Here is a 17,151-nt window from a genome sequence, read left to right as displayed (position 1 = left end):
GAATCCTTCCGTACGGCGCCGGATCTTCCCCGTGGGAGCGCGACACATGGATCACAGCGGGCACGGCATGATGACGGAGCTGCCGCCGTTCACGCTGAGCCGGGGCCTGGAACCGTCGTTCAACGGCTTCTTCCTCTTCGCCTGCCTGCTGGGGCTGGCCCTCTACGGCTGGGGCGTGGCACGGCTGGTGGCGCGCGGCGACCGGTGGCCGGTGGGACGGACCGTCTCGTTCGTCGTCGGTGTGCTGACCGTGCTGCTGGTGATGTGCACCAGGCTCAACGACTACGGCATGGTCATGTTCAGTGTCCACATGGTGCAGCACATGGTGATCAGCATGCTGTCACCGATCCTGCTCCTGCTCGGCGCCCCCATCACGCTGGCACTGCGCGCGCTGCCGGTGGCCCCGCGCGGCCGGACCGGGCTTCGGGAGCTGCTGCTGAAGCTCCTGCACAGCTGGTACATGCGGATCATCACCCACCCCGCCTTCACCATCCCGATGTTCATCGCGAGCCTGTACGGGCTGTACTTCACGCCCCTCTTCGACCACCTGATGGGCTCGGCGGCCGGCCACATCGTGATGATGGTGCACTTCCTCGCGGTGGGCCTGGTCTTCTTCTGGCCGATCATGGGCGTGGACCCGGGCCCGCACCGGCCGGGTTACGTGATGCGGATGCTGGAGCTGTTCGCGGGGATGCCCTTCCACGCCTTCTTCGGCATCGCGCTGATGATGGCCTCGGGCCCGATGATCGGGACGTACCTGGACCCGCCGGCCTCGCTGGGCATCGACGCGCTGAGCGACCAGAGCGCGGCCGGCGGCATCGCCTGGGCGTTCAGCGAGATCCCGTCGGTGCTGGTGCTGCTGGCACTGCTGTTCCAGTGGCGGCGCTCGGAGGAGCGGCAGGCGCGGCGCAAGGACCGGGCCGCGGACCGGGACGGTGACAAGGAGCTGGAGGCGTACAACGCCTACCTCGCCTCGCTGCACACCCGGCGGGGCTGAAGCGGCGGGAGGGGCCGCGGGAGGCGTCACAGCCCTGGCGGTGCGGGCTCCGGCGGGCGACCATGGAGGCCGAGGCGGCCTGGCACCGGTTCAGGTTCCGGCCACCGGAAGGAGGCGTCCGATGCACGGTTCCACGAAGACGATGGGAGCGCTCACGGTCGGCACCCTGGTGCTCGCCACGGCGTACTCGGTGACGCTGGGTAGCAACGGCTGGGTCTGGTTCGGCTGGGTGATCCTGGCGATGGCCACGGTCAGCATGGTGGCGGCCTCCCGCGGCGCGTGAGATCCGCGCCCGAAGAGCGTCCGACGGGCGGGTTCCCCCCCGGGGGCCCGCCCGTCGGTGTGTGCGGGGCCGGTCCGGAGGCCGGAAGGCGAGGAGGCGGGCGGCGGCCCGGCCGGCGCACAGGCGTGATGACCGGCGTGAGGTGTGCCACTGCCTGAGCCCTCCCCCGGCCTGCGACCTTGTTCCGGGGGTGACCGGGACCGGCGCCCGGCCCGGCGGGCTCCCGGCGGGCACTAGCGTGTGACCCATGAGCCGTTCCGCGTCATCCGCCTCGTCCTCCTCCCCCGCCGCGCCCGTCGGACACGGCGGGGGACTGACCCTGTCGTGGCCCGGGGGGACGGTGCCCGAAGCGGCCCGGGGCGGTGCGGCGGTGGTGACCGGGGTCTTCGACCTCCTGCACGTGGGCCACGTGCGCTTCCTCACGGAGGTGCGCGAGCGCGGACTGCCGCTCCTGGTGGGGGTCGAGGACGACCGGCGCACGCGCGGGTGGAAGGGCCCGGAGCGTCCGTTCCAGCCGGAGGCGGAGCGGGCGGAGATCCTGCGGGCCCTGCGAGCGGTCGACGGGACCTTCCTCGTCCACGGCGACCCGTCGGTGACGGACTGGACCGCCTACGCGGCGCTGCTGGCGCCGCTCGCCCCGGGCGCGATGGCGTGGACCGCGCACGACCCCTACACGGCGCAGAAGCGGCGGGCCGCGGCCGAGCTGGGGGCGCGGGCCTGGGAGATCGGGGAGACCCCGGGGCGTTCGACGACGCGGATCGTCAGCGGCCGGATGCCGGGCTGACCGGTCACGGCCGCCCGGCCGGGCCGATCACCTCGGCGGCGGGAGGCGGTCCGGGCGGGGTGCCGTCGCCGAACGGACGGCCGCCCAGCTCCTCCCGGTGGTGGGGCGAGAGCCAGCCGGTGAGGTCCGGGCCGAGCGGCACGATCCCGGTCGGGTTGATGCCGGTGTGCACCTGGTAGTAGTGACGCTTGATGTGGTCGAAGTCGACGGTGTCGCCGAAACCGGGTGTCTGGTAGAGGTCCCGGGCGTACGCCCACAGCACCGGGTCCTCGGTGAGCTTCTCCCGGTTGCACTTGAAGTGGCCGTGGTAGACGGCGTCGAAGCGGACCAGGGTGGTGAAGAGCCGCACGTCGGCCTCGGTGAGCGTGTCACCGACCAGGTAGCGGCGCCCGGCGAGACGCTCGGAGAGCCAGTCCAGGCGACGGAAGAGGGCCCGGTACGCCTCGGCGTACTCCTCCTGGGTGGAGGCGAACCCTGCGCGGTAGACGCCGTTGTTGACGTCCTGGTAGACGGCGTCCATCACCTCGTCGATCTCCTCGCGCAGCCGCTCCGGGTAGAGGTCCGGGGCGCCGGCGCGCTGAAGGCCCGTCCACTGGGTCTCCAGGTCCAGGGTCAGCTGCTGGTAGTCGTTGGTGACCAGTTCGCCGCTGGGTACGTCGACGATCGCGGGGACACTGATCCCGCCGTCGTACTCCTTCTCGCGGGCGCGGTACGCCTCGCCGAGGTAGCGGATGCCGAGGACCGGGTCGACGCCGTCGGCGTCGAGGGTGAAGCGCCAGCTCCGGTCGTCCTGGAGCGGGTCGGTGACGGCGAGGGAGAGGGCGTCCTCCAGGCCGAGCAGACGCCGGACGATCAGGGCGCGGCCGGCCCAGGGGCAGGCGCGGCTGACGACCAGGCGGTAGCGGCCGGACTCGACGGGCCATCCGTCGCGGCCGTCCTTGGTGATGCGGTCGGCGAAGTGGCTCCGGGCCCGCTTGAAGGGCTTGTGGCCGTACTCGGCGTTGCCGCTGGGGTCGGCCGCGGGGGTGGTGGCGGGGCTGCTCATCGCCGGGCTCCTTCCGGTGGGGGCGGTGGCGGGAACGGTCATCATCCGTTCCCCGTGGGCGGTGTTCGTGGCTCCTCCCCACCCGTCCGGAGGAACACACGCGTCCCGTTCCTCCGGCTCCCGGGGCGGGAGGCGGTCAGTCGGTGGCGGGGCCGCCGCCCTTCCGGGCCTGCCGGTGGCCGGCCGCGACGTCGGCGACGGCGGCGATCAGGGCGGCGACGACGAAGGCGACGGAGACGATCAGGCCGTGGTCGTAGGCGGTGGCCCAGCCGTCCGGTCCGACCTGGGCGAAGAAGACGGCGCCGACGGCGGCGATGCCGACGGCCGAGCCGACCCGCTGCCCGGTCTGGAGGGTGCCGCCGGCGGAGCCGGCGGTGTGCACGGGGACCTCGGAGAGGGTGAGGGTCTGGTTGGGGGCGATCACCAGGCCGCTGCCGAGTCCGGCGAGCAGCAGCGGGGGCGCCATCGCCCAGCCCGCGTTGGTGCCCGGGACCAGGTGCACGGCGAGCGCGGTGAAGGCCAGCCCGGCGGCGACCATGCCGAGCCCGACCACCACCAGCGGCCTGCCGAACCGGGAGACGAGGCGGCCCCCGGTCCCGGCGGCCAGACCGGAGCCCAGGGCGAACGGCGTGATGGCGATGCCGGCCTGGAGCGCGGTGTACTCCAGGCCGACCTGGAGGTAGAGGGTGGTGATGAAGAAGATCGAGGTGAATCCCGCGAAGTACAGCAGGATCAGCAGGCAGCCCAGCCAGTAGGAGCGCACCCGGAAGAGCGAGAGGGTGACGACGGGCTGGAAGCCCCGGCGGGAGCAGCGCCGTTCCCAGAACAGGAAGAGGGCGAGCAGGGCGGCGGCGACGGGCAGCATCAGCCACTTCCCGTTGCCGCTCCACTGCTGGGACTGCACGAAGGGCAGCAGCAGGGCGACGATGCCGAGGCCGAGCAGGACGACGCCGACCGGGTCGAGGTCGCGCAGCCGTACCCGGCCCGCGTGCGGGGTGTCGGGCAGCAGGCGGCGGGCGAGCAGGACGCAGACGACGCCGAGCGGCAGGTTGACGTAGAAGACCCAGCGCCAGCCCTCCTGGTGGCCGGCGGCCTGGATGAGGAGGCCGCCCAGAAGCGGGCCGACGGCGGTGGAGATGCCGACGACGGTGCCGAACATGCCGAACGCCCGGCCGCGTTCGCGGCCCCGGAACATCTGCTGGATGAGGGCGGAGATCTGCGGGGAGATCAGTCCGCCCGCGACGCCCTGCACGAGGCGGGCGACGACCAGCCAGGTGCTGTTCTGGGCGGCTCCGCAGGCGGCCGAGGAGAGGGTGAACAGGACCAGTCCGGCGATGAAGACGGTCCGCCGGCCCCGGGCGTCGCCCAGCCGGCCGGCCGGGATCAGGAAGAGGCCGAAGGCGAGCGCGTAGCCGGAGAGGACCCACTGGAGGTCGGACTCGGGGGTGTCGAGGCCCGTGCGGATGGAGGGCAGCGCGACGTTGACGATGGAGACGTCGAGGAGCGTCATGAAGCCGGCGACGAGGCAGACGCCGAGGGCCCGCCAGCGCTGGGGGTCGGGTTCGTGCGCCTCGGGCGGGTGCTGCTGCTGACTCACCGGGCTGCCCCCTGTGTGTCGGTCGGTGCGGCCGGGGGGCCGCCCCCTCGACGCACCTTAGTGGGGGTGCGTCGATTGTTCGCGCCGGGCGCGGCGCACGGGTGGGAGCGGCGTGGCGCGGACCGGTCAGTGGGGACGGTCACCGACGACGGCGACCCGTTCGGCGACCCGGCGGTGGCCGGCGTAGTCGCCGCTGGCGTAGTGCTGGGTGGCGCGGTTGTCCCAGAAGGCGACGTCGCCCGCGCGCCAGTGGAAGCGGACCTGGTACTCGGGGACGTGCGCCTGCTGGAAGAGGTACCGGAGCAGCCGGTCGCTCTCCTCCTGCGGGAGGCCGGTGACGCGGGTGGTGAAGGAGGTGTTGACGAAGAGGGTGCGGCGCCCCGTGCGCGGGTGGCGGCGGACCACGGGATGCTCGACGGGCGGGAAGGTGGCCTGGAAGGCGGCGAGGTGGTCGGCGGAGGTGAAGCGGGCGAAGCCGGGCAGGTAGTCGTGGACGGCACGCAGGCCCTCGACGCGCTCGCGGACGGCCTCGGGAAGGTTGTCGTAGGCGGCGGCCATGTCGGCCCACAGGGTGTCGCCGCCGTAGGGGGGCACCTCGCGGAGCTGGAGGACGGCGCCCAGGGCGGGGTTCTCGCGGAAGGTGGTGTCGGCGTGCCAGACGTTCTCGAAGGTGGGCACCTGGCTGCGGTCGAAGCGGACCACGTCCTCGGCGTCGCCGGCGGCCAGCAGCGCGTTGGTCTCCAGCTCACCCCAGGCGCGGGCGAAGTCGCGCTGGGCGGCGGAGGTGAGGTGCTGGCCGCGGAAGAAGAGCACCTTCCACTCCAGCAGGGCCCGGTCGAGTTCGGCCCGGTGGGCCTCGGCCAGGGGCCGGGAGAGGTCGAGGCCGCGGATCTCGGCACCGATGAGGGGGCCCTGCGGGACGAGGGTGAACCGCTCGTACGGCCGGTCCTCGGTGCCCTCGGGCAGGCGCCGCAGCAGGCGGGGGCCCTCGTGGATGCCGTCGGCGGGGACGCGGTGGTCGCGCAGGAGCGGGCCGGCGGCCGGCGCGGTGGTGGTCGGTTCCGCGGTGATGCTCATCGGTCGGTCTCCCTCTGCTAGGAGCCGCGGCGCGAAGGCGCGCGGCGGGGTGGGGCGGGCGGGGCCCCGCGCGGGGAGGTCGAGCGTGGCCGGCCTGGTGGACACGGGGTCCTCGGCGGGCTGCCTGGCCGCGGCGGGGGTGCCGGGGATCAGCGACAGGTAAGGGCCGGGGGCGAACCCACCCGGCCACGGCGGCGCAGCGGGCTGAGCCCGCGCCGTACCCCCTGCGCGCAGGAGGCGCTCAACGGCGCTTCCCGGGTGCGGAGTCGGGGGTGCTGGTGCATGGCCGCACCGTATCGCAGGGCGGCGCGGAGCGGCAGAGGGCGGGTCAGCGGCCGGCGCCGGCGAGCCGGGCGGCGTGGCGGAAGACCTCGGTGGCCATCGCGGGGGTGAGGCGTTTGGTGGAGGTGTTGCGCGGGCTCGGGTGGTAGCAGCCGATGAGGTCGAGCGGGCCGTCGGGGCCCTCGATCCGGGTGTGCGCGCCGTGGCCGAAGACCGGGCGGGGCCTGGGGACGGCGTACCCGGCGGCGGTGAGGACGGGCATCAGCGCCTGCCAGCCGAAGCCGCCGAGGACCACGGCGGCACGCAGGGCGGGTCCGAGCAGGTCGAGTTCGCGGGCCATCCAGGGGCGGCAGTTGTCGCGTTCGGCGGGGCTCGGGCGGTTGTCGGGCGGGACGCAGTGCACCGGGGAGACCAGCCGGGTGCCGTAGAGCCGCTGGCCGTCGTCGCGGCTGCGGGAGTGGGGCAGCGCGGCGAGGCCCGCGGCGTGCAGGGCGGCGAAGAGGAAGTCGCTGGTGGGGTCGCCCGTGAAGAGGCGTCCGGTGCGGTTGCCGCCGTGCGCGGCCGGGGCGAGCCCGATGACGGCGAGCGGGGCGTCGGCCGGCCCGAATCCGGGTACGGGCCGGGCCCAGTAGGTCTCGTCGCGGAAGGCGGCGCGGCGCACCCGGCCGACCTCCTCGCGCCACTCCACCAGCCGCGGGCAGGCCCGGCAGTCGACGAGCCGGGCGTCCAGGGCGTCCAGGTCCCGGGCGCCGGGCGCCATGAGGGCGGGGTAGTCGCGGTCGTTCGGGTCCGGGGCGGCGGGGTCGTGCATGGGGCCACCGTACGGGGGCGGGGCGGGCGGAGCTCGGCCGCCCGGTGGCCGCTGTCCGGACGCCCCCGCCACGGCGGCGTGTACTCGCGGCGGCGGCGGGCAGCGGCGAAGATGGCGGCGGAGCCCGGTCGGACGAGGAGAAGGAGAAGGCGGATGGCCCACGAGCGTGCGGGAGAGGCGGCACGGCCGGAGGACCTGGTCGACGTCCCACGGCTGGTGACGGCTTATTACGCGCTGCGGCCCGACGCCGAGGACCCGGCGCAGCGGGTCGCGTTCGGCACCTCCGGACACCGGGGGTCCTCGCTGGCGACGGCGTTCAACGAGGCGCACATCGCCGCCACCAGCCAGGCCATCTGCGAGTACCGGGCGCTCCAGGGCACCGACGGCCCGCTCTACCTGGGGGCGGACACGCACGCCCTGTCGGAGCCGGCCCGGGTGACGGCCGTCGAGGTCTTCGCCGCCAACGAGGTGCGGGTGCTGCTCGACCTCGCCGACGGGTACACGCCGACGCCGGCGGTGTCACTGGCGATCCTGGAGTACAACCGGGGGCGCACCGGGCACCTGGCGGACGGTGTGGTGGTCACGCCCTCGCACAACCCGCCCACGGACGGCGGGTTCAAGTACAACCCGCCCAACGGCGGCCCGGCGGCGGGCGAGGCGACCCGGTGGATCCAGGACCGGGCCAACGAGATCATCGCGGGCGGGCTGAAGGAGGTCCGGCGTATCCCGTGGTCGCGGGCGCTGGCCGCGCCCACGACGGGCCGGCACGACTTCCTCAGCCAGTACGCCGACGCGCTCGCCTCGGTGGTGGACCTGGCGGCGGTGCGCAAGGCCGGGGTGCGGATCGGCGCCGACCCGCTGGGCGGCGCCTCGGTGGGCTACTGGGGCCGGATCGCCGAGCAGTACGGACTCGACCTGACGGTGGTCAATCCGCGGACCGACCCGGCCTGGTCGTTCATGACGCTGGACTGGGACGGCAAGATCCGCATGGACTGCTCGTCGCCGTACGCGATGGCCTCGCTGATCGAGGGGCGCGACCGGTTCGACATCGCCACGGGCAACGACGCCGACGCCGACCGGCACGGCATCGTCACGCCCGACGGCGGGCTGATGAACCCCAACCACTACCTCTCGGTGGCGATCGGTTACCTCTTCGAGCACCGCGAGCGGTGGCCCGCCGCCACCGGGATCGGCAAGACGCTGGTCTCCTCGTCGATGATCGACCGGGTCGCGGCGGACCTCGGCCGGGAGCTGGTGGAGGTGCCGGTCGGCTTCAAGTGGTTCGTGGACGGGCTGCTGGACGGCTCGCTCGGTTTCGGCGGTGAGGAGTCGGCGGGCGCCTCCTTCCTGCGCCGGGACGGCTCGGTGTGGACCACCGACAAGGACGGCATCATCCTGGCGCTGCTCGCCTCCGAGATCCTCGCGGTCACCGGAAGCAGCCCCTCGCAGCGGTACGCGGAGCTGACCGAGCGGTTCGGCGCCCCGGCGTACGCCCGGATCGACGCGCCCGCGACCCGCGAGGAGAAAGCGGTCCTCGCGCGGCTGTCGCCGGAGCAGATCACGGCGGACACCCTGGCCGGGCAGCCGGTCACCGGAGTGCTCACCGAGGCGCCGGGCAACGGCGCGTCGATCGGCGGCATCAAGGTCACGACGGCGGACGCCTGGTTCGCCGCCCGGCCGTCCGGCACCGAGGACGTGTACAAGATCTACGCCGAGTCGTTCCGCGGCGAGCAGCACCTGACCGAGGTCCAGGAGGCGGCGAAGGCCGTGGTGCGGGCCGCCCTCGACGGCTGACAGGCCCTTTCCCCCCGGGCGCCCGGCCTCATGCGGGAGGGGCGTCCGGGGGCACACCGTGGTCGCACGGGGGGCGCGGTGCGTAGCGGGCCGGCGGGGCGGGGAGGGTGTGCCCGTCCGGACCGTCGGCGAGGGGAGACGCGGTGGCGAGCGGGTGCGGGGACGGGGCGCGGCGATGAGGCTGCCCGGCGGGCGACGGCCCGGAAAGGCCGCGAAACCCCCGGTGTCGGAGTCGGAACAGGAGCTGTTCGGCGGCCCGCTCCGGTACGACCTGGGCTGGTCCACCCACGAGTACGCCTTCGAGGGGCAGACCCTGCGTTCCACGCTGCGGGCCTTCCCGGGGATGGTGGCGGGCACGCTGCGGCTGGCGGCGCGGGCCGACCGGCGGGCGCTGTGGACCGTGGGCGCGGCCGAGGTGGGGCAGGGCGTCGCGGCGGCGGTGGGGCTGGTCCTGGTCAACCAGGTGCTGGGGGCGCTGCTGGGCGTCGGCGAAGTGGCCGACCGGCTGTACGGCGCGCTGCCCGCGCTGGCGGCCGGCGGGGCCGTGGCGGTGGCGGGGGCGCTGCTCGCCTCGCTGTCGACGGCGGCCACGGGGCGGCTGGAGCCGAAAGTGGAGCGGGCCGCCAACGAGCGGTTCCTGGGCGCGGTCGTGGCGGTGGAACTGGAGGCGGTGGAGGACGGCGAGTTCCGGCGGCTGATCGACGTCGCCGAGATGGGCGCCTCCTCGGCCCGGCGGATGGTGGGGCAGGGCGTCTCCACGGTGAACAGTCTGCTGTCGCTGCTGGCGGCGGCTGGCGTCCTGACCGTCCTGCATCCGGTACTGCTGCCGATGCTCGTGCTGATCGCGGCGCCGCGCGGCTGGGGCGCGATGCGGGTGACGCAGCGCCGGTACGCCTCGGTGATGCACTGGGTGGAGCACCGGCGGGCCGGATCGCTGATCAGCCGCCATCTGACCTCGCGGCACTCCGCGCCGGAGATCCGGGTGCACGGGGCGGGCGCGTTCCTCCTGCGGCACTACCGGGCCATGGCGGCCAACGCCGAGGCGGAGCAGGCGAGGCTGGCGCGGGAGCGGGCCGGCACGGAGCTGGCGGCGGCCGCGCTCTCGGGGCTGGCCATGCTGGTGACCTGGGTCGCGCTGGCGCTGCTGGTGGTGTCCGGGCGGGTGGACCTGGCGGTGGCGGGGACGGCGGTGGTGGCGATCCGCACCGGGTCGGCGACGCTCGGGGCCCTGGTGGTGAACCTCAACGCGGTGACCGAGGAGTCGCTGTACGTGGCGGACCTGGAGAAGTGTGTGGCGCGGGCGGCGGAGCGGGCCGTCCCGGTGGGCGGGGTTCCCTTGCCGGAGAAGGTGGCGGAGGTGCGCTTCGAGACGGTGCGGTTCGGCTACCCGGACCGGGCGGAGCCGGTGCTCGACGGAGTGTCGCTGCGGGTGCGGACGGGCGAGGTGACGGCGGTGGTCGGGGAGAACGGCGCGGGCAAGTCGACGCTGATGAAGCTCCTCGCCGGCCTGCTGCTGCCGGCCTCGGGCCGGGTGCTGTGGGACGGGGTGGACCTGCGCGAGGCGGACCGCGCCCAGCTCTTCGCCCAGGTCGGCCTGGTCACCCAGGACTTCGAACGGTGGCCGATGACGGCCGGGACCAACATCCGCATCGGCGCTCCGGACCGGCCGGGCGACGAGCGGGCCGTCCTGGAGGCGGCCCGGGCGGCGGGCGCCGGCCCGCTGGTCGAGGGGCTGCCGCGCGGCCTGCATACGCTGCTGTCGCGGGTCTTCAGAGGCGGCAGCGACCTCTCGGGCGGCCAGTGGCAGCGCATCGGCCTGGCCCGAGCGGAGTACCGCGACGCCCGCTTCCTGCTGGTGGACGAGCCGACCTCGGCACTGGACCCGGAGGCGGAGATCGCCGCCTTCGACCGCATCCGGGGGCTGGCGGGGCCCGACCGCGCGGTGGTGCTGGTGACCCACCGGATGGCGGCCGTGCGCCGGGCCGACCGGATCTACGTCCTGGACGGCGGCCGGGTCGCCGAGGAGGGCACCCACGACACGCTCCTCGCGGCGGGCGGCCGCTATGCCGCCATGTACGAGGCGCAGGCGGCACAGTACGAGCCGGGCCCGCCGGAGACCGGGGACGGGCCGCCGCTCCCCCACCGGGCCGGACCGGCGGCCGAGGCGGCGGATGAGGCCGACGCCGGGCAGAACCCCGCGTGCGCCGGTCCTCCGCCGCCCGCCCCTGCCGAATCGAGCAGGTGAGCGATGGCATAATCCGGCTGACCGGGGACCACCTGGCCGACCGTGAGGCACCTCGCGCGGTGCGCAAGGGAGTTGAGCGGCCTCAGGGGCGTACCGGGGGCCGGGCCCGTGTCCGGCCGGTTCCGCGTCCCATACCTCCGAGCCCCACCGGAGCAGCCCATGACGGCAACGCCCAAACCCGCGATCGACACCAGCCGGCCGCACCCGGCCAGGGTCTACGACTGGCTTCTCGGCGGCAAGGACCACTACCTCGTCGACCAGCGGGTCGGGGAGAAGCTCCCGGCCGAGGCGCGGGGCAACGCCGCCCGCAACCGGGCCTTCATGCACCGGGCGGCCGCCTGGCTGGCCGGGCAGGGGGTCGACCAGTTCCTCGACATCGGCACCGGTATCCCCACCGAGCCCAACCTCCACCAGATCGTGCAGGCCGTCGTCCCCTCGGCCCGGGTGGTCTACGCGGACAACGACCCGATCGTGCTGCGCCACGCCGAGGCCCTGCTGGTCAGCAGCGAGGAGGGCGTCACCGACTACATCGAGGCCGACGTACGCGACCCCGGGTCGATCATCATGCACGCCCGTTCGGTCCTGGACTTCGACCGGCCGGTCGCCCTGTCGCTGATCGCCCTGCTCCATTTCGTCCCGGACGGCGACGACCCGTACGGCATCACGCGGGCGCTGGTCGACGCGTTGCCCTCGGGGAGCTGGCTGGTCCTCTCGCACGGCACCGCCGATGAGCACCCGGAGCTGGAGAGCAGCACCAAGGACGCCTACAAGGAGGGCGCGATCCCGCTGCGGATGCGCACCCGCGCCGAGGTCGAGCGGTTCTTCGCGGGGCTGGAGCTGGCGGCGCCCGGCCTGGTGACGGCGACCGGCTGGTACCGGGAGGAGCCCGCGCCGGTCAGTGAACGCAGCGGCTTCTACGTGGGGGTGGCCCGGGTCCCGTAGAGCGGACGGAGGTCCGGCGAACGGACGCCGGGGCTCAGGCGGTGGCCGCCGCCTCGCGGTGCCGCAGGCGGCGCAGCATCCGCGCGTCGCTGAAGCCGACGGCGCGGGCGGCGGTCTCGGCCGGGGTGCCCTGGCCGATGAGGTGCCGGGCGTGCTCCAGCCGTAGCTGCTGCTGGTAGCGGAGCGGGGTCAGCCCGCCGGTGGCCCGGGCGAAGAGCCGGGTCAGGGTGCGTGGGCTGACCCGGGCGGCGTCCGCGAGGCCGGCGAGGGGCAGCGGTTCGGCGAACCGGGCGTCGATGAGGTCCTGGGTGCGGTGGACGGCGTCGTCGAGGTGGGCGCGGTGCCGCAGCATGACGCTGGCCTGGGGTTCGTGGCCGTTGCGGCGGGCGTGGACGACCATGCTGCGGGCGACCCGGGCGGCGAGCGCCGGGCCGTGGCGTTCGGCGAGCAGGTGCAGGGCGAGGTCGATACCGCTGGCGATGCCCGCGGAGGTGACCACCCGGTCGTCGGTGGTGTACAGGACGTCGCGGACCACGGTCGCCCGCGGGTGGCGGGCGGCCAGTTCGTCCTGGAGTTCGTGGTGGGTGGTGCAGCGGCGCCCGTCCAGCAGTCCGGCCTCGCCCAGGGCTCCGGCACCGGAGCAGACACTGGCGACGGTCCCTCCGGCGGCGTGGTGGGCGCGCAGCCGCTCGCGGATCCCGGGCCCGAACCAGGGGCCGCCGCCCAGCCGGAGCGAGCGGCGGCCGGGGACCAGCAGCAGGTCGCCGGGGCCCAGCTCGGGCCAGTCGGTGACGGCCGAGAGCGGCAGCCCCTGGGCGCTCACGACCTGCTCCCGCTCGGCGAGGTATCTCAGGCGGTAGGGGTGGCCGAAATCGGCGGCGGTGCTGAAGACCTGCGCCGGTCCGGCCAGGTCGAGCAGGTGGACGCCGGGCAGCAGCAGGAGGACGACATGGGTCACCCGGGCGATACTGCCAGTCCGGCGGGTCCGCCGGTGCGCTCTGCCGCTCTTTCCGCCTCCAGCTCGGCGACGGTGGCGATCCTGGCGAACCGGTCGCGCAGCACCGCCTCGGTGCGCTGGACGATCTGGGCGGGGCCGAGCCCGCCGACACCGTCGGTGGTGGTGGCGTCGGTGACGAAGGTGACGGCGTAGCCGAGGTCGCTGCCGAGCCGGGCGGTGGTCTCGACGCACTGCTCGGCGCGGATTCCGCAGAGCCACAGCGCGGTGACGCCGGCCTCGGTCAGCAGGCGCTGGAGCGGGGTGGTGGTGAAGCAGTTGTGCGCGGTCTTGGTGAGCAGGGGTTCGCCGGGCAGAGCGGGTGCCAGTTCGGCGAGGGGCCGGACGTGGCCCTGCTCGGGGTCGAAGGCGTTGCCGGTGCCGGGCTCGGTGTGCAGGACGCGGACGACGAGGTCACCCCGGTCCCGGGCGAGGGCCACCAGGCGGTCGACCGGGCGGGCGATGTCCGGATCGGCCATCCGGCTCCACTCGGGGCGGGCTCGGAAGGATTCCTGGACATCGATGACGATCAGGGCGCGGTTCATGGGACCAGGGTGGCCTCCCGAAGCCTCCCGGCGGCAGGCACGATCGGGGCCCGCCGCGGAACGATCCGGTCAGGACGGGCTCGGCCCCCCGCCCGGCCCTGGGGGGGCCGAGGGCGGACCGGCGCGTGGCGGTCGGGCTCAGAGGATGATGATCGCGTAGGCCAGGAAGAACAGGGCCACCAGCACGCTGACGATGACGATGGCCGCGAGTGGCCCGGCGGCCCAGCCCTTGGTCGGGTTGTGGGTCTCCCGGGGGCCGGTGCCGCCGACGCCGTCCTCGGCCGGGGGTGTCTCCTGCGGTCGGGGCCCGCCACCGCCCCTCATTCCGGGGGTGACGCGCGACTTCGCATGGATCGAGTGTGCGCTCATGGAGTGTTTGTACCCATTCGGCCCCATCCTCATCGCATCCGGCACCAGAATTCTCAGCCGCCTCTCCCGCCGCGTTCGCGCCTCCGGAAACGGTCCGGGGCCGGGCCGGAGGCGACCGGCCCGGGGTGCGCGCCTCCGCCCGCCGTCCCAGGATGGGGCGCGACGGCCAGGGACCGGCCCGGCGCCCGCCGGGGGCCGGCCGGCGCCGCAGCCGACCGTGAGGGAGCCCCACCATGATCACCGCGGAGACGACGACGGCGCAGGTCCGCTCGGCGCTGCGCCGCGCCCTGCCGAAGAACGAACGCCCCGGCCTGGTGCTGCGCACCATGGACCGGCTGGAGCGCGCCTCGGTGCTGGACGCCGTCGCCGAACCGCTGCGGCGCGGAGTGCGGTCGCTGCCGCTCTCCCGCGCCGCCCGCGACGTCCTGCACGGCAAGTGGCTCGGCCACCCCGTGCACCCGGTCATGGTGCAGGTCCCGGTCGGCGCCTGGCTCTCCTCAGCCGTCCTCGACCTGGTACCGGGGGCCAAGGTGCCCTCGCGCGTGCTGATCGCCGTCGGACTGGCCGGAGCGGGACCGGCCGCGGTCACCGGCTGGGCGGACTGGGCGGACCTCCACAAGGAACAGGTGCGCGTCGGCCTCGTCCACGCCGTGCTGAACTCGGCCGGGGTCTTCTGCTACGCCGGTTCGCTCGGCGCGCGGCTCGTCGGCCGCGAGGGGGCCGGGCGGATGCTGGCACTGGCCGGGCTCACCGTGATCGGGGCGGGCGGCGCCATCGGCGGGCACCTCGCCTTCCGCCAGGCGTCCGGCGCCAACCACACCGAGAGCTTCCCGCACCTGGTCTCGCCCGGCTGGCACAGCCTGGGCGAGCTGACCACCATCCCGCTGGGGCGGCCGGTGCGCCGGATGATCGAGGACCTCGCGGTCCTGGTGGTACGGGACGCCGACGACACGCTCTCGGTCATCGCCGACCACTGCAGCCACCTGGGCGGCCCGCTCTCCGAGGGGACGGTCAAGGAGGGCTGCGTCACCTGTCCCTGGCACGGCAGCGTCTTCCGCCTCTCCGACGGCTGGAACGTCGAGGGCCCCGCCACCGCCCCGCAGCCCGTCTTCGACGCGCGGGTCACCGACGGCGAGGTCGAGGTGAGACTCCGCCGCGGTACACGGCGCCGCAGCCGGCCGGCGCCGGTCCGCAACCGCTGAACCTCGTCGCCCCCTCCCCCGACGCCCCCGCCCGGCCTAGAATTCGCTTCTTCGAGACGCGGTGCGGTCATCGAACGCCCCGCCGTCCAGAGCCGATCCGACGGTGCGGGAGCGAACGTCCGTGTTCTACCAGCTACTCAAACACGTCCTGCTGGGGCCGCTGCTGCGGCTGCTGTTCCGGCCCCGCGTCGAGGGGCTCGGACACGTACCGGAGGAGGGCGCGGCGATCGTCGCGGGCAACCATCTCTCCTTCGCCGACCACTTCCTGATGCCGGCGATCCTGCGGCGCCGCATCACCTTCCTGGCCAAGGCGGAGTACTTCACGGGGCCGGGCCTGCGCGGGCGGCTGACCGCCGTGTTCTTCCGCAGCGCCGGTCAGATCCCGGTCGACCGCTCGGGCCGCGAGGCGGGCCAGGCCGCGATTCGCGAGGGGCTCGGCGTCCTCGGCCGGGGCGAGCTGCTCGGCATCTACCCGGAGGGCACCCGTTCGCACGACGGGCGGCTCTACAAGGGGAAGGTCGGGGTGGCCGCGATGGCGCTGCGGGCCGGGGTGCCGGTGGTCCCGTGCGCGATGATCGGCACCTTCGAGGCGCAGCCGCCGGGGCAGAGGTTCCCGAGCCCGCGCCGTGTCCGCATCCGCTTCGGTGAGCCGCTGGACTTCTCGCGGCACGCCGGGCTCGCCGACGAGAAGGCCGTGCTGCGGGCGGTCACCGACGAGATCATGACGGCCGTCCTCGCCCTCTCCGGCCAGGAGTACGTGGACCGCTACGCGGCCGAGGCCAAGGCCGAGGAGGACGAGCGGCGCAAGGAGAAGAGGCGGGCCGGGGTCCGGCACCCGAACCGAGCGGGGTAGCGTCGGCCCGGCCGTGGAACAGTTCCGCCTGCCCGCGGGCCGGCCGCGCACTGTGGCCGCCACCGCGCGATGTGGTGTCCGGCACCCGAGGAGGCAACCCCGCCATGGAGATCCGTTCCGCGACCGACGAGGATCTCGACGTCTTCGTCGACACCGTCCACGCCGCCTTCGGGCTCTTCCCGGAGGCCCCGGTCGACGGCGGCGGGCTCTGGTGGTCGGCGCTCGACGCGGACCGCTGCCTGCTCGCCCGTGCCGCGGACGGACGGCCCGTCGGCACCGCCGCGACCCACGCCTTCGAACTCACCCTGCCCGGTGGGGCCCTCGTCCCGGCCGCCGGGGTGACCGCCGTCGGTGTCCTGCCCACCCACCGGCGCCAGGGCGTGCTGCGGGCGATGATGCGGCACCAGCTCGCCGGCCTGCGGGAGCAGGGCGAGTTCCTCTCCGTGCTGCTGGCCTCCGAGGCCCCGATCTACGGCAGGTACGGCTACGGCCCCGCGACGTACACCACCAGGCTCACCGTCGCCCGCCACAAGGCCGCGTTCGCGGTTCCCCGGGCCCGCCCCGCGCTCCCCGCACCGGCCGGCACGGTCGAGGTGCTGCGCCGGTCCGAGTGCGGCGAGATCCTGGAGGAGGTCTACGACCGGTACCGCCGCGCCCAGCCCGGTGCGCTCTCCCGGCCGCACCGCTGGTGGCGCCTGCGCGCGGGCCAGGCCCCGGTCTCCGCTGCACCGCGCTACATCGCCGTCCACCGGGACACCGGCGGTGTCCCCGACGGGTACGCCAGCTACGCGGTCGAGTCCGGAACCCTGACGGTGGACGAGACCATCACCACCGACGACGCGGTCTTCACCGCCCTGGCCCGGTTCGTCCTCGGCCACGACCTGGTCTCCACCGTCGTCTTCAAACACCTCCCGCCCGGTCACCCGCTGCGCCGTCAGTTCGCCGACCTCCGCGCCGGAGAGGCCGGCGGCGACACCGACTGGCTCTGGGTGCGGCTCCTGGACGTGCCGCGCGCGCTGACGGCCCGGGACTGGCCGGTGGACGGCGAACTGGTCCTGGACGTCGAGGACCCGTTCCTCGGCGAGCACGGCCGCCACCTGCTGACCGTCCGGGACGGCGAGGCCGACTGCGTCCCGACGGACCGGGAACCCGATCTGTCCCTGGACGTCAGCGACCTCGGCTCCCTCTACCTCGGCGGCACCGCCCCGAGCACGCTCGTCCGCGCCGGGCACGTACGGGCCCACCACCCTGACGCGGCCGCCCTCGCCGACGCCTTCTTCCGCCCCGAACGCCCCCCGCACTGCCTGCACTGGTTCTGACCGGCGGCCCGC

General features: G+C 74.6%; 16 protein-coding genes. 9 read left to right on the top strand and 7 right to left on the bottom strand.

What is annotated here, in order from left to right; genetic code table 11:
- The first annotated feature begins 46 nt into the window (after positions 1-46).
- The 3 genes from Sdia_RS14890 (at position 47) to Sdia_RS14880 (ending at position 2,064) form a co-directional block, all read left to right on the top strand.
- Positions 47-997: a cytochrome c oxidase assembly protein gene (locus Sdia_RS14890; RefSeq protein ID WP_100455602.1), complete on the top strand. Its 951-nt coding sequence runs from the start codon at positions 47-49 to the stop codon at positions 995-997.
- 121 nt (positions 998-1,118) lie between these two features.
- Positions 1,119-1,280, top strand: a complete 162-nt coding sequence (locus Sdia_RS14885) for a hypothetical protein (RefSeq protein ID WP_164495084.1) — start codon at positions 1,119-1,121, stop codon at positions 1,278-1,280.
- A gap of 247 nt (positions 1,281-1,527) precedes the next feature.
- Positions 1,528-2,064 carry an adenylyltransferase/cytidyltransferase family protein gene (locus Sdia_RS14880; RefSeq protein ID WP_229831395.1) on the top strand — a complete coding sequence of 179 codons (537 nt, stop codon included), beginning with the start codon at positions 1,528-1,530 and terminating at the stop codon, positions 2,062-2,064.
- A gap of 4 nt (positions 2,065-2,068) precedes the next feature.
- Here Sdia_RS14880 and Sdia_RS14875 read toward each other — a convergent pair whose 3' ends face one another.
- The 4 genes from Sdia_RS14875 to Sdia_RS14860 form a co-directional block, all read right to left on the bottom strand.
- Entirely contained in the window at positions 2,069-3,109 is a 1,041-nt protein-coding gene (locus Sdia_RS14875; RefSeq protein ID WP_100455600.1) for a glutathione S-transferase family protein, read from the bottom strand.
- 136 nt (positions 3,110-3,245) lie between these two features.
- On the bottom strand, positions 3,246-4,706 hold the full coding sequence (locus tag Sdia_RS14870) for an MFS transporter (protein ID WP_100455599.1): 1,461 nt from the start codon (positions 4,704-4,706) through the stop codon (positions 3,246-3,248).
- A 126-nt stretch (positions 4,707-4,832) separates the two neighbouring features.
- Positions 4,833-5,783: a TauD/TfdA dioxygenase family protein gene (locus tag Sdia_RS14865; protein WP_189500313.1), complete on the bottom strand. Its 951-nt coding sequence runs from the start codon at positions 5,781-5,783 to the stop codon at positions 4,833-4,835.
- A gap of 328 nt (positions 5,784-6,111) precedes the next feature.
- Complete coding sequence (locus Sdia_RS14860; RefSeq protein WP_100455597.1) at positions 6,112-6,876, bottom strand: uracil-DNA glycosylase; 765 nt, start codon at positions 6,874-6,876, stop codon at positions 6,112-6,114.
- Between the two features lie 153 nt (positions 6,877-7,029).
- Between Sdia_RS14860 and pgm the strand changes: the two genes are divergently transcribed.
- From pgm to Sdia_RS14845, 3 genes are all read left to right on the top strand, one after another.
- Complete coding sequence (gene pgm / locus Sdia_RS14855) at positions 7,030-8,670, top strand: phosphoglucomutase (alpha-D-glucose-1,6-bisphosphate-dependent) (protein ID WP_189500312.1); 1,641 nt, start codon at positions 7,030-7,032, stop codon at positions 8,668-8,670.
- Between the two features lie 223 nt (positions 8,671-8,893).
- Positions 8,894-10,915: an ABC transporter ATP-binding protein gene (locus Sdia_RS14850; RefSeq protein WP_229831393.1), complete on the top strand. Its 2,022-nt coding sequence runs from the start codon at positions 8,894-8,896 to the stop codon at positions 10,913-10,915.
- Between the two features lie 159 nt (positions 10,916-11,074).
- On the top strand, positions 11,075-11,857 hold the full coding sequence (locus Sdia_RS14845) for an SAM-dependent methyltransferase (protein WP_100455595.1): 783 nt from the start codon (positions 11,075-11,077) through the stop codon (positions 11,855-11,857).
- Positions 11,858-11,891: 34 nt separating this feature from the next.
- Here the strand turns inward: Sdia_RS14845 and Sdia_RS14840 are convergent, their stop codons facing one another.
- The 3 genes from Sdia_RS14840 to Sdia_RS14830 all read right to left on the bottom strand — a co-directional run bounded on the left by Sdia_RS14840 (position 11,892) and on the right by Sdia_RS14830 (position 13,765).
- Positions 11,892-12,815 carry a GlxA family transcriptional regulator gene (locus tag Sdia_RS14840; RefSeq protein ID WP_100455594.1) on the bottom strand — a complete coding sequence of 308 codons (924 nt, stop codon included), beginning with the start codon at positions 12,813-12,815 and terminating at the stop codon, positions 11,892-11,894.
- A complete protein-coding gene (locus Sdia_RS14835; RefSeq protein ID WP_100455593.1) occupies positions 12,812-13,396 on the bottom strand; it encodes a cysteine hydrolase family protein in 585 nt (194 codons plus the stop codon). The genes Sdia_RS14840 and Sdia_RS14835 overlap by 4 nt, the downstream gene beginning before the upstream one ends.
- A 138-nt stretch (positions 13,397-13,534) precedes the next feature.
- The gene (locus Sdia_RS14830; RefSeq protein WP_100455592.1) at positions 13,535-13,765 is read right to left on the bottom strand and encodes a DUF6480 family protein; all 231 of its coding nucleotides are present in this window, start codon (positions 13,763-13,765) and stop codon (positions 13,535-13,537) included.
- Positions 13,766-13,998: 233 nt separating this feature from the next.
- Between Sdia_RS14830 and Sdia_RS14825 the strand changes: the two genes are divergently transcribed.
- The 3 genes from Sdia_RS14825 to Sdia_RS14815 all read left to right on the top strand — a co-directional run bounded on the left by Sdia_RS14825 (position 13,999) and on the right by Sdia_RS14815 (position 17,139).
- On the top strand, positions 13,999-14,967 hold the full coding sequence (locus Sdia_RS14825) for a Rieske (2Fe-2S) protein (protein WP_100455591.1): 969 nt from the start codon (positions 13,999-14,001) through the stop codon (positions 14,965-14,967).
- 121 nt (positions 14,968-15,088) lie between these two features.
- Positions 15,089-15,820 carry a lysophospholipid acyltransferase family protein gene (locus tag Sdia_RS14820; RefSeq protein WP_100455590.1) on the top strand — a complete coding sequence of 244 codons (732 nt, stop codon included), beginning with the start codon at positions 15,089-15,091 and terminating at the stop codon, positions 15,818-15,820.
- A 104-nt stretch (positions 15,821-15,924) separates the two neighbouring features.
- Positions 15,925-17,139 (top strand): GNAT family N-acetyltransferase, encoded by a 1,215-nt coding sequence (locus Sdia_RS14815; protein ID WP_100455589.1) that lies wholly within the window; start codon positions 15,925-15,927, stop codon positions 17,137-17,139.
- The last annotated feature ends 12 nt before the right edge of the window (positions 17,140-17,151 follow it).

This window comes from Streptomyces diastaticus subsp. diastaticus (assembly GCF_011170125.1).
GTDB lineage: Bacteria > Actinomycetota > Actinomycetes > Streptomycetales > Streptomycetaceae > Streptomyces > Streptomyces diastaticus.
Note: the sequence above shows the minus strand (reverse complement) of the source record. Positions and strands in the feature narration are given on the sequence as shown.

Coding starts and splice junctions, on each gene's coding strand:
- pgm (WP_189500312.1), top strand. CDS start 7,030: ATGGCCCACGAGCGTGCGGGAGAGGCGGCACGGCCGGAGGACCTGGTC.
- Sdia_RS14825 (WP_100455591.1), top strand. CDS start 13,999: ATGATCACCGCGGAGACGACGACGGCGCAGGTCCGCTCGGCGCTGCGC.
- Sdia_RS14865 (WP_189500313.1), bottom strand. CDS start 5,783: ATGAGCATCACCGCGGAACCGACCACCACCGCGCCGGCCGCCGGCCCG.
- Sdia_RS14835 (WP_100455593.1), bottom strand. CDS start 13,396: ATGAACCGCGCCCTGATCGTCATCGATGTCCAGGAATCCTTCCGAGCC.
- Sdia_RS14845 (WP_100455595.1), top strand. CDS start 11,075: ATGACGGCAACGCCCAAACCCGCGATCGACACCAGCCGGCCGCACCCG.
- Sdia_RS14885 (WP_164495084.1), top strand. CDS start 1,119: ATGCACGGTTCCACGAAGACGATGGGAGCGCTCACGGTCGGCACCCTG.
- Sdia_RS14860 (WP_100455597.1), bottom strand. CDS start 6,876: ATGCACGACCCCGCCGCCCCGGACCCGAACGACCGCGACTACCCCGCC.
- Sdia_RS14830 (WP_100455592.1), bottom strand. CDS start 13,765: ATGAGCGCACACTCGATCCATGCGAAGTCGCGCGTCACCCCCGGAATG.
- Sdia_RS14880 (WP_229831395.1), top strand. CDS start 1,528: ATGAGCCGTTCCGCGTCATCCGCCTCGTCCTCCTCCCCCGCCGCGCCC.
- Sdia_RS14875 (WP_100455600.1), bottom strand. CDS start 3,109: ATGAGCAGCCCCGCCACCACCCCCGCGGCCGACCCCAGCGGCAACGCC.
- Sdia_RS14815 (WP_100455589.1), top strand. CDS start 15,925: ATGGAGATCCGTTCCGCGACCGACGAGGATCTCGACGTCTTCGTCGAC.
- Sdia_RS14890 (WP_100455602.1), top strand. CDS start 47: ATGGATCACAGCGGGCACGGCATGATGACGGAGCTGCCGCCGTTCACG.